14 protein-coding genes are annotated in these 11,064 nt (G+C 53.4%); 1 reads left to right on the top strand and 13 read right to left on the bottom strand.

Features of this window, described 5'->3' with window-relative positions; translation table 11 throughout:
* From tuf to fkpA, 9 genes are all read right to left on the bottom strand, one after another.
* Positions 1 to 1,148 (bottom strand): elongation factor Tu (gene tuf, locus OGV67_RS20500; protein WP_286450954.1); only part of this gene is annotated, 1,148 nt, incomplete at its 3' end.
* 70 nt (positions 1,149 to 1,218) lie between these two features.
* Positions 1,219 to 3,333 carry an elongation factor G gene (gene fusA / locus OGV67_RS20495; RefSeq protein ID WP_012135435.1) on the bottom strand — a complete coding sequence of 705 codons (2,115 nt, stop codon included), beginning with the start codon at positions 3,331 to 3,333 and terminating at the stop codon, positions 1,219 to 1,221.
* Between the two features lie 97 nt (positions 3,334 to 3,430).
* Positions 3,431 to 3,901: a 30S ribosomal protein S7 gene (gene rpsG, locus OGV67_RS20490; RefSeq protein WP_002920113.1), complete on the bottom strand. Its 471-nt coding sequence runs from the start codon at positions 3,899 to 3,901 to the stop codon at positions 3,431 to 3,433.
* A 96-nt stretch (positions 3,902 to 3,997) separates the two neighbouring features.
* Entirely contained in the window at positions 3,998 to 4,372 is a 375-nt protein-coding gene (gene rpsL / locus OGV67_RS20485; protein ID WP_000246815.1) for a 30S ribosomal protein S12, read from the bottom strand.
* Between the two features lie 125 nt (positions 4,373 to 4,497).
* A complete protein-coding gene (gene tusB, locus OGV67_RS20480; RefSeq protein WP_024131005.1) occupies positions 4,498 to 4,785 on the bottom strand; it encodes a sulfurtransferase complex subunit TusB in 288 nt (95 codons plus the stop codon).
* Between the two features lie 7 nt (positions 4,786 to 4,792).
* A complete protein-coding gene (gene tusC / locus OGV67_RS20475; RefSeq protein ID WP_012135437.1) occupies positions 4,793 to 5,152 on the bottom strand; it encodes a sulfurtransferase complex subunit TusC in 360 nt (119 codons plus the stop codon).
* Positions 5,152 to 5,538 (bottom strand): sulfurtransferase complex subunit TusD, encoded by a 387-nt coding sequence (gene tusD / locus OGV67_RS20470; protein ID WP_012135438.1) that lies wholly within the window; start codon positions 5,536 to 5,538, stop codon positions 5,152 to 5,154. The genes tusC and tusD overlap by 1 nt, the downstream gene beginning before the upstream one ends.
* Positions 5,538 to 6,260, bottom strand: coding sequence for a helix-turn-helix transcriptional regulator (locus OGV67_RS20465; RefSeq protein WP_012135439.1), 723 nt, complete (start codon positions 6,258 to 6,260; stop codon positions 5,538 to 5,540). The genes tusD and OGV67_RS20465 overlap by 1 nt, the downstream gene beginning before the upstream one ends.
* 166 nt (positions 6,261 to 6,426) lie before the next feature.
* Positions 6,427 to 7,245 (bottom strand): FKBP-type peptidyl-prolyl cis-trans isomerase, encoded by an 819-nt coding sequence (gene fkpA, locus OGV67_RS20460; protein WP_047460812.1) that lies wholly within the window; start codon positions 7,243 to 7,245, stop codon positions 6,427 to 6,429.
* A 232-nt stretch (positions 7,246 to 7,477) separates the two neighbouring features.
* Between fkpA and OGV67_RS20455 the strand changes: the two genes are divergently transcribed.
* Entirely contained in the window at positions 7,478 to 7,696 is a 219-nt protein-coding gene (locus tag OGV67_RS20455) for a protein SlyX (RefSeq protein ID WP_115614367.1), read from the top strand.
* 106 nt (positions 7,697 to 7,802) lie between these two features.
* Here OGV67_RS20455 and slyD read toward each other — a convergent pair whose 3' ends face one another.
* The 4 genes from slyD to kefG form a co-directional block, all read right to left on the bottom strand.
* Positions 7,803 to 8,390, bottom strand: coding sequence for a peptidylprolyl isomerase (slyD, locus tag OGV67_RS20450; RefSeq protein ID WP_012135442.1), 588 nt, complete (start codon positions 8,388 to 8,390; stop codon positions 7,803 to 7,805).
* A gap of 94 nt (positions 8,391 to 8,484) precedes the next feature.
* The gene (locus OGV67_RS20445) at positions 8,485 to 8,685 is read right to left on the bottom strand and encodes a YheV family putative zinc ribbon protein (RefSeq protein ID WP_047460809.1); all 201 of its coding nucleotides are present in this window, start codon (positions 8,683 to 8,685) and stop codon (positions 8,485 to 8,487) included.
* Between the two features lie 9 nt (positions 8,686 to 8,694).
* On the bottom strand, positions 8,695 to 10,500 hold the full coding sequence (kefB, locus tag OGV67_RS20440; protein ID WP_047460805.1) for a glutathione-regulated potassium-efflux system protein KefB: 1,806 nt from the start codon (positions 10,498 to 10,500) through the stop codon (positions 8,695 to 8,697).
* The gene (gene kefG, locus OGV67_RS20435) at positions 10,500 to 11,051 is read right to left on the bottom strand and encodes a glutathione-regulated potassium-efflux system ancillary protein KefG (RefSeq protein WP_024131006.1); all 552 of its coding nucleotides are present in this window, start codon (positions 11,049 to 11,051) and stop codon (positions 10,500 to 10,502) included. Before kefG ends, kefB begins: the two co-directional genes overlap by 1 nt.
* Positions 11,052 to 11,064 lie beyond the last annotated feature (13 nt).

Here is an 11,064-nt window from a genome sequence, read left to right as displayed (position 1 = left end):
GTACGGCCGCCTTCACGGATTGCGAAACGCAGACCGTCGTCCATCGCGATCGGGTGGATCAGGGTAACAACCATTTTGATGTTGTCGCCCGGCATTACCATCTCTACGCCTTCCGGCAGTTCGATGGTGCCAGTCACGTCAGTTGTACGGAAGTAGAACTGCGGACGGTAGCCTTTGAAGAACGGAGTATGACGGCCGCCTTCGTCTTTGGACAGGATATAAACTTCAGATTCGAACTTGGTGTGCGGCTTGATGGAACCCGGCTTAGCCAGTACCTGACCACGTTCGATTTCTTCACGTTTGATACCACGCAGCAGAACACCTACGTTCTCACCAGCACGGCCTTCGTCCAGCAGTTTGCGGAACATTTCAACGCCAGTACAGGTAGACTTCGCAGTCTCTTTGATACCAACGATTTCAACTTCTTCGCCCACTTTGATGATACCGCGCTCTACACGACCGGTAACAACGGTACCACGACCGGAGATGGAGAATACGTCTTCGATCGGCAGCAGGAACGGCTTGTCAATCGCACGCTCTGGTTCCGGGATGTAGGAATCCAGGTAGCCAGCCAGTTCGATGATTTTCGCTTCCCACTCTGCGTCGCCTTCCAGCGCTTTCAGAGCAGAACCACGAACGATCGGCGTGTCGTCGCCCGGGAAATCGTACTGAGACAGCAGTTCACGCACTTCCATCTCAACCAGTTCCAGCAGCTCTTCGTCATCAACCATGTCGCATTTGTTCAGGAACACGATGATGTACGGAACGCCTACCTGACGACCCAGCAGGATGTGCTCACGGGTCTGCGGCATCGGGCCGTCAGTCGCAGCAACAACCAGGATCGCACCGTCCATCTGCGCAGCACCGGTGATCATGTTTTTAACATAGTCGGCGTGGCCCGGGCAGTCTACGTGCGCGTAGTGGCGAGTCGGGGTGTCGTATTCAACGTGAGAAGTGTTGATGGTGATACCACGAGCTTTTTCTTCCGGCGCGTTATCGATCTGGTCGAATGCACGAGCAGCACCGCCGTAGGTTTTAGCCAGTACGGTAGTGATTGCAGCAGTCAGAGTAGTTTTACCATGGTCAACGTGGCCGATGGTGCCGACGTTAACGTGCGGTTTTGTACGTTCAAATTTTTCTTTAGACACGGCTATATTCCTTACTATAGTGCTCTCCCCTTCAGGAGAGAGCACGGGACTTAGGTTTTAATCCTGTGGATTATTTACCACGGGCTTCAATAACGGCCTGAGCAACGTTGCTCGGTGCATCATCATACTTCAGGAATTCCATAGTGTATGATGCGCGACCTTTGGTCAGAGAACGCAGCTGAGTTGCATATCCGAACATTTCAGACAGCGGTACTTCAGCGTGGATCTTAACGCCAGTAACTTCGGATTCCTGACCGCGCAGCATACCGCGACGACGGCTCAAGTCACCAATTACGTCACCGGTGTTCTCTTCCGGCGTTTCTACCTCAACCTTCATGATCGGCTCAAGCAGAACAGGTTTCGCTTTCTTAAAGCCTTCTTTAAAGGCAATAGACGCAGCCAGTTTAAACGCCAGTTCAGAGGAGTCAACGTCATGGTAAGAACCGAAGTGCAGACGGATACCGATGTCAACAACCGGATAGCCAGCCAGCGGGCCTGCTTTCAGCTGCTCCTGGATACCTTTATCAACGGCCGGGATGTATTCGCCAGGGATTACACCACCCTTGATGTCGTTGATGAACTCGTAGCCTTTCGGGTTGGAACCCGGCTCCAGCGGGTACATGTCGATAACAACATGACCGTACTGACCGCGACCACCAGACTGCTTGGCGTGTTTACCTTCGATATCGGTAACTTTCGAGCGAATCGCTTCGCGGTAAGCAACCTGAGGTTTACCGACGTTCGCTTCAACGTTGAATTCACGCTTCATACGGTCAACGATGATGTCGAGGTGCAGCTCACCCATACCGGCGATAATGGTCTGGTTAGATTCTTCGTCAGTCCATACGCGGAAAGACGGGTCTTCTTTAGCCAGACGGCCCAGAGCCAGACCCATTTTTTCCTGGTCAGCTTTGGTTTTCGGTTCTACTGCGATGGAGATTACCGGCTCAGGGAATTCCATACGTTCCAGAATGATCGGCGCGTCCGGATCACACAGGGTGTCACCCGTAGTTACGTCTTTCAGACCGATAGCAGCAGCGATGTCGCCCGCGCGAACTTCTTTGATCTCTTCACGTTTGTTAGCGTGCATCTGAACGATACGACCGAAACGCTCACGTGCAGATTTCACGGAGTTCAGTACGGTATCACCAGAGTTAACCACACCAGAGTACACACGGAAGAAGGTCAGGTTACCCACGAACGGGTCGGTAGCGATTTTGAATGCCAGTGCAGAGAAAGGCTCATCATCGCTAGCATGACGCTCAGCCGGCGTATCTTTACCGTCGTCCAGGATACCGTTGATCGCAGGTACGTCAACCGGGGATGGCAGGTAATCAATTACCGCATCCAGCATCGCCTGAACACCTTTGTTCTTAAATGCAGAACCACAGGTTACCAGGATGATTTCGTTGCTCAGAACACGCTGACGCAGAGCTTTTTTGATCTCTTCTTCAGTCAGTTCTTCGCCACCCAGGTATTTTTCCATCAGCTCTTCAGAAGCTTCCGCAGCAGACTCGATCAGGTTCTGGTGCCATTCTTCAGCCAGTTCCTGCATGTCAGCCGGGATATCTTCGTAAGTGAAGGTAACGCCTGCATCTGCTTCGTTCCAGTTGATGGCTTTCATTTTCACCAGGTCAACAACACCGGTGAACGCTTCTTCAGCGCCAATCGCCAGTTGCAGCGGAACAGGGTTCGCGCCCAGACGGCTTTTGATCTGACCAACAACTTTCAGGAAGTTCGCACCCATACGGTCCATTTTGTTAACGAACGCAATGCGCGGAACTTTATATTTGTTTGCCTGACGCCATACGGTTTCAGACTGCGGCTGAACACCACCAACTGCGCAGTAAACCATTACTGCACCATCAAGAACACGCATGGAACGTTCTACTTCGATAGTGAAGTCAACGTGCCCCGGGGTGTCGATGATGTTTACGCGATGCGGTTCATACTGCTTAGCCATACCAGACCAGAATGCAGTAGTCGCTGCGGAGGTGATGGTAATACCACGCTCCTGCTCCTGCTCCATCCAGTCCATGGTAGCTGCGCCGTCATGAACTTCACCGATTTTATGGTTTACACCGGTGTAGAACAGAATACGTTCGGTAGTAGTGGTTTTACCGGCGTCGATGTGCGCACTGATACCGATGTTACGGTAGCGTGCGATGGGTGTTGTACGAGCCATTTGATTCCTCGTTTTATCTTCTAGGCGTTCAATTTAAGTAGCCCAAAGCGGGCTGCTTGCTGGAAGCGCCCGCCTGGTGACTAAAATTCCGAAGGGATTACCAACGGTAGTGTGCGAACGCCTTGTTGGCTTCTGCCATACGGTGAACGTCTTCACGTTTCTTAACTGCAGTACCTTTGTTGTCTGCAGCATCAGTGAGTTCGTTCGCCAGGCGCAGAGCCATGGATTTATCACCGCGTTTACGAGCAGCTTCAACGATCCAACGCATTGCCAGAGCATTACGACGAACCGGACGGACTTCAACTGGTACCTGATAAGTAGAACCACCAACGCGGCGAGACTTAACTTCGACAGTCGGGCGCACGTTTTCGAGAGCTACTTCGAAAGCTTCCAGTTCAGATTTACCAGAACGCTGAGCCAGGGTCTCCAGCGCGCTGTATACGATAGTTTCGGCAGTAGATTTTTTACCATCTACCATCAGGATATTTACAAATTTAGCCAGCAGTTCTGATCCGAACTTCGGATCCGGAAGAATTTTACGCTGACCAATGACGCGACGACGTGGCATGGAAATACTCCGTTGTTAATTCAGGATTGTCCAAAACTCTACGAGTTTAGTTTGACATTTAAGTTAAAACGTTTGGCCTTACTTAACGGAGAACCATTAAGCCTTAGGACGCTTCACGCCATACTTGGAGCGAGCTTGCTTACGGTCTTTAACGCCGGAGCAGTCAAGCGCACCACGTACGGTGTGGTAACGAACACCCGGGAGGTCTTTTACACGACCGCCACGGATCAGGATCACGGAGTGCTCCTGCAGGTTGTGACCTTCACCACCGATGTAGGAAGTCACTTCAAAACCGTTAGTCAGACGAACACGGCATACTTTACGCAGCGCGGAGTTCGGTTTTTTAGGGGTGGTAGTATATACACGAGTACATACGCCACGTTTTTGCGGGCATGCTTCCAGCGCAGGCACGTTGCTTTTCGCAACTTTGCGAGCACGTGGTTTGCGTACCAGCTGGTTAACTGTTGCCATTAAATAGCTCCTGGTTTTAGCTTTTGCTTCGTAAACACGTAATAAAACGGCCTCACACAATATGAGGACGCCGAATTTTAGGGCGGTGTCGAAAAGGTGTCAAGAAATATACAACGATCCCACAATCACCAGGCCATCTGGCTGGGATGCTTAACCGCAAGTCTGACGAAGTCAGTATAGTCAACCCTGACGACACTGTCTGAAATTTGACCGCTCAAACCGCGAGCATCGATATCTTCTTTCAGTGCGTAAACCGTTATGGGGGCGTTACGCAAACTTTCAAGGAAACGGCTACCTTCGATGGCCGCCGTAACGCCATCCTGTAGCAATAAAAGCGCATCGCCTTCTTTGCACACGCGAAGAAGCGCGGAAACGTCACTGAGCCATGCGGAACGATGTAATGTATGCAGGATAGTCACGTCAGAACCTCAGAATAACATCATAATTGTCCAGTTCACCGCGCAACGCTTCAGGTTCAAGCGGCGTCGCATCCACAATGAAACTCGCCCCCGTCTCCAGACCGCGCTCACGCAACGAAGCGGCGCACAGCCAGCATTGCTCGATATCGTACAGCCCCAGCAGTTTGAAGGTGGCGATGTAATCCCGCGCCAGCACGACGTCAGGCGTTTGTCCCGAAAGAATCTGAAAAACGCCATCGCCGATAAAAAAGACGCCAGTCTCTTCCGTCAGCGCCGACGTCGCCAGTAACGCATCCAGTCCTTCGCGGCCCGACGCGCTGCCATGCGGCGTGGTGGAAAATACAAAAGCAATACGTTTCATCAAAACTGCACCACGCGATCGCAGGTCAGGGAGGCTTCCGCCAGCGCGCCAAGCCCGCTCAACGAAAACCCTGGCTGTAAGTTGGCTGATGCCAGCGCCAGCCTTTTTGCTTCGGTCTCATCCACAATGCCGCGACGCAGCGCCGCCGCAACGCAGATATTCAACGCGACGCCATGCTGCGCGCCCAACTGCTGCCATGCGCGCACCAGGTCGAATTCATCGCTGGCCGGAGAGGTCAACTGGTTGGCGTTATACACGCCTTCCCGGTAGAAAAAGACGCTGCTCAACTCATGCCCTTCGTTAACTAAGGCATGCGCAAACTGCAACGCGCTGCTCGCTTGCTGCGTTCCGTACGCTGGCCCCGTCACCACAATGGCAAAACGCATTACTTATCTTGCCCCTGGAAGTCGCCACTTTTGAACTGACGAATATAGAGGTAGACCGTATGTTTGGAGATGTTCAGGCGGTCAGCCACCTGGTTAATCGCATCTTTAATATCGAAGATCCCCTTCTCATACAGATTCAGCACAATCTGACGATTCTTCGCGTTATTAGAGACATTGCGATCGGCGTTCACCTCTTCAATGGTGAATTCCAGCGTCTGAGTGACCAGATCCTCCACCGAGGAGGCAAAGTTCACGGCGGAACCCACTTCCGGCGTTTCCGGCGGAATAAAGGTATTCATAATCTGCGAGAACGGCACATCAAGGTTCATGTTGATGCACAGCAGACCAATTACGCGATGCTCGCGGTTGCGAATGGCAATCGTCACTGACTTCATCAGGACACCGCTTTTCGCGCGTGTGAAGTAACACTTCGATACGCTGCTATCCGCACCCGTCATATCATGCAGCATGCGCAATGCAAGGTCAGTGATCGGCGAGCCAATTTTGCGCCCCGTGTGTTCACCGTTGGCAATGCGAATGGCTGAGCATTTCAAATCCTGCAAAGAGTGCAATACGATTTCACAATGGGAACCAATGAGCATCGCTAACCCGTCCACCACCGCTTCGTAGGATTTCAGAATATCAAAGTCGGTTTGATCGAAAGGACGTTGATCCAGTAAGTCAAGCTCACTGGTTTCGTTGGTTAAAAGCGACCTGGTCATGAAAAAAAACACTCCTTTTCAGGAGCCTGTCGTTATGTTTTCAGGGCAGGCTCATTATTTACGCGGATGATTAAATTAATACAGCGGGGGTTCCGCTTTCCAGTATTAATTATATCCGGCCTGCAATAAAAAAACCGCCGCCATGACAGGCGGCGGTTCTCAGTTTTTATTTTTTAGCAGCATCTGCCGATTTGGCGTCGGCCGCTGCGTCTGGTTTCGCATCGGCTTTCGGCGCCGGTTTGATGTCCAGCAGCTCTACATCGAATACCAGCGTGGAGTTAGCCGGAATACCCGGAACGCCCGTTTTACCGTAGGCCAGATCCGGTGGGATAACCATCTGGATCTTACCGCCTTTCTTAATGTTCTTCAGGCCTTCAGTCCAGCCCGGGATCACGCCGTCCAGACGGAAAGAGAGCGGTTCGCCACGGGTGTAGGAGTTATCGAACTCTTTACCGTCGATCAGCGTACCTTTGTAGTTAACCACAACGGTGTCGCTGTCTTTTGGCGCTTCGCCAGTACCGGCTTTCTCTACTTTATAAACCAGACCTGTTGAAGAGGTTTTCGCCCCTTTCTCTTTAGCAAATTTCTCGCGGAACGCTTTACCTTTCGCTTCGTTATCAGCGGCGTCTTTTTCCATCTTCGCCTGAGCGGAGGTCTTCACGCGCGCTTCAAATGCCTGCAAGGTCTGCTCGATTTCCTGGTCAGACAGTTTGCTCTTGTCTGCAAATGCATCCTGGACACCCGCGATCAGCTGATCTTTATCCAGTTTGATCCCCAGTTTTTCTTGTTCCTTCAGGGAGTTTTCCATGTAACGACCCAGCGAAGCGCCCAGCGCATAAGCAGATTTCTGGTCGTCATTCTTGAACGCGGCTTTGCTGTCAGCAGTTGCAGCTGGTTTCGCGGCGTCCGCAGCGAAAGTGAGCGGTGCATGCAGAGCAACGGCCATCGTGGTCGCCAGCAGCGTTACTTTAAACAGTGATTTCATCCATATCTCCAGGGCCGGGGCATCTCACCCCAGGGTTAACTTACATGAGAAGCGTACTATAAAACGTTGTAGAACAAATCAACATACGGACACGCCCTATTATCACCCCTTTTCAGACTCTTTTTGTTTAAATTAGTTTCGTAGAGGGCGAATGAGTGCTGTGTAATCCGATAAAGTTCAGTAGAATCCGCCGCGACCCAAGAAGTGCCGGAGACAACAAGAGAGGTGAATCATGCAAGATATAACGATGGAAGCTCGCCTGGCTGAACTGGAGAGCCGTCTGGCGTTTCAGGAGGTCACCATTGAAGAACTCAACGTAACGGTGACCGCGCACGAGATGGAGATGGCGAAACTGCGCGATCATCTGCGCCTGCTGACGGAGAAGCTTAAAGCCAGCCAACCGTCGAATATCGCCTCGCAGGCCGAAGAGACGCCGCCACCGCATTATTGAGACGTAAAAAAAGCGGGATATTCCCGCTTTTTTGTGCCGATGGCGTTGCGCTTATCCGGCCTACTGTAGCCCTGATAAGCGCAACGCCATCAGGCATTACAGACGATTAATGGCAACCGCAGCCGCCGTTACCGCCGCAACCACCTTTGCCATGTTCATGACCGTGGTCATGATCGTGGCCGTGGCCGCCGCAGCAACCGTCGTGACCGTGGTCGTGGTCGTGACCGTGCGCGCCGTGAACGTGGCCATGAGCCAGTTCTTCTTCGGTCGCTTCGCGGATCGCCACAACTTCCACGTTAAATTTCAGGTTCTGGCCAGCCAGCATGTGGTTACCGTCAACCACAACGTGGTCGTCTTCCACTTCGGTAATTTCTACCGGTACCGGGCCCTGGTCAGTTTCCGCCAGGAAACGCATGCCAACCTGCAACTCGTCAACGCCCATGAAGACGTCTTTAGGCACGCGCTGCACCAGGTTTTCGTCATACTGACCGTAAGCGTCGTTCGCGCCAACAGCCACATCGAATTTGTCGCCAACGTCGTGACCTTCCAGCGCTGTTTCCAGGCCAGAGATCAGGGAACCGTGACCATGCAGATAGTCCAGCGGCGCACTCACCGGAGACTCATCAACCAACACACCGTCTTCTGTACGTACCTGATAGGCCAGGCTAACCACCAGGTCTTTTGCTACTTTCATGATATCTCCTGAGCATGGGAAGAATAGTGGCGCAGATTGTAGCGGAATTCTGCACCCGTGTACCCACTAGCTTAAAAAAACCTGCGGCATATCGCTAGTCTGGATGAAAAATCCCGATCACTTGCTCTTCTTTGCGAACGTGCTCGCGGGCCGCTTTATCGGCTTCACGCATCTGATGACCGCACTTAACACACTCAACAATATCGACATTATTTTCGCGCCACATCGCCATTGAATCCTGCGCCTGGCAGGCCGGACACGTCGCCCCTGCAATAAAACGTTTACGAATCGCCATACCTACCCTCTACTCAAACTCATCCCAGCCATCCAACTGGCGCCGCTCTTGCTGCATCTCTCGCTGGAAAATCTCCTCCAGTTCGCGTCTGGCCTCTCTGGCACGAGAAATTTGCACCATGTCGGTATGCATCGGAATAAGCTCCCGTAGCATACGCATATCCAGCCGACGGAAATGCAGTTGCGCACGCTGCGCCTGGTGTGGGTGCATCCCTAACGACACCAGCGTCTTACGCCCCAGCTCCAGCGCGCTGGAAAACGTCTCGCGGGAAAACTGCGTGACACCCGCCTGTAATAACTCATGCGCTTCCACACGTCCGCGCGCTCGCGCAAGAATATGCAAATGCGGGAAATGCTGCCGGCATATCTCCACCAGCTTCATGGTGTCTTCCGGTTCATTACAGGTAATGACGATAGACTCCGCCGCTTCCGCTCCTGCCGAACGCAGTAGCTCCACCTGAGTCGCATCGCCGTAATACACTTTGTAGCCGTATTTTCGCATCAGGTTAACGGCGCTGATATCGCGCTCCAGTACGGTGATGCGCATTTTATTCGCCATCAACAAACGGCCAATTACCTGACCAAAACGCCCGAATCCCACGACAATCACCTGCGGTTTATCATCATCCACCCAGGGCTTTTCATCTTCCTCTTCCGGGCCGTTAAGCTGTCTGGAGAGCCATTTATCGACGAGCTTCATCAGCAGCGGCGTGGTCATCATCGACAGCGTTACGGTGACCAGCAGCAGCGACATCTGGTCGCCCTGAAACAGCCGCTGGGACGAGGCGGTGGAAAAGAGCACAAACGCGAACTCGCCCCCCTGACTCAGCACGCCCGCAAACTGCATCCGCTCCGAACTCCGAATCCCGTACAGACGCGCCAGCAGATAAAGCACCAGCGTTTTCACCGCCACCAGCACGACGACGCTCACCGCCACCCACAGCAGGTGGGTATAGAGCACGCCAAGGTTTAACGACATCCCCACGGAGATAAAAAACAACCCCAGCAGCAGCCCTTTGAACGGATCGATGGCCGTTTCCAGCTCATGACGGTATTCGCTTTCCGCCAGCAGCACGCCTGCGATAAACGTACCGAGCGCCATCGACAGCCCCAGCGCATCCATAAATAAAGCAGACCCCAGCACCAGCAACAGAGTGGCGGCGGTAAACACCTCGCGCACGCCGGAATCGGCGATAAAACGGAACACCGGGCGCAGCAAATAGCGACCGCCAATCAGCATCCCGGCAAAGGCCAGCACCTTCATGCCGACCTTAATCCAGTCAAAATGTTCATCTGCCGAGCCAGCCAGCAGCGGCACCAGCGCCAACGCGGGGATCACCGCCAGATCCTGAAACAGCAGCACCGAAAAACCCAACTGGCCGGATTCGCTGCGGTTCATCCCCTTTTCCCGCATCAGTTGCAGCGCCATCGCGGTCGATGACATCGCCAGACCAATCCCGCCGATCACCGCCGCCTGCCACGAGAAATCGGTAAGCATCAGCAGCCCGGCCAGCACGACAGCGCTCAGCATCACCTGGGCCGCCCCGACGCCAAAGATAGAGCGACGCAGTTGCCAGAGTTTGGAAGGGTTGAGTTCCAGGCCGATGATAAACATCAGAAAGACAACGCCCAGCTCAGAAAAGTGGAGGATTTCATCAACGTCGCTGATAAATCCCAGCCCCCAGGGGCCAATCGCAATCCCTGCCAGCAAATATCCCAGAACCGCGCCAATACCCAGCCGCGATGCCAGTGGCACCGCAGCGACCGCCGCGAAGAGGAACATCACCCCCGCCGTCAATAAATCAGAACCTTCCATTAGCGACCTCCCGCCAGAACAGGGTTTGCCAGCCATTCGCCGTAGGCTTTCGCGTGGCTGGCCAGTTCCTGCTCACTTTGTCGCCTGGCCCAGTAGATAATAATCGGACTCATCCAGTGCATCCGGCACATCGCCGCCGTCAGCTCAAATGGCCGCAGCACATCGGTCATCGGATAGCGGTTCAGCGCATCGTAGCGATACGCGCTTTCCGGCTCGCCGGTGGTAATCACGCTCCGCCAGTACTTTCCCGCCAGTTGGTTCCCCCCTGGGCCACTGGCGAAACCACGGCTGAGCACGCGGTCTAACCACTCTTTAAGCAGCGCCGGACAGCTATAGGTATACAGCGGATGCTGGAAAACAATCACGTCATGTTCACGCAATAGCGCCTGCTCATGCGCGATATCGATAAAAAAATCAGGGTAGTGCGCGTAGAGATCGTGCACCGTCACATTACTGAGTTGCATGGCCGGTTTAAGCAGCACCCGGTTCGCGACCGAGTCCTGAGATTCTGGATGGGCATACAGCAGCAGTACCTTTGCTGGCTGGGACATCATCCCCCTCCCG

The sequence above is a fragment of the Citrobacter sp. CK188 genome, assembly GCF_030333525.1.
Lineage (GTDB): Bacteria > Pseudomonadota > Gammaproteobacteria > Enterobacterales > Enterobacteriaceae > Citrobacter_B > Citrobacter_B koseri.
This window is presented reverse-complemented; position numbering and strand designations above follow the sequence as displayed.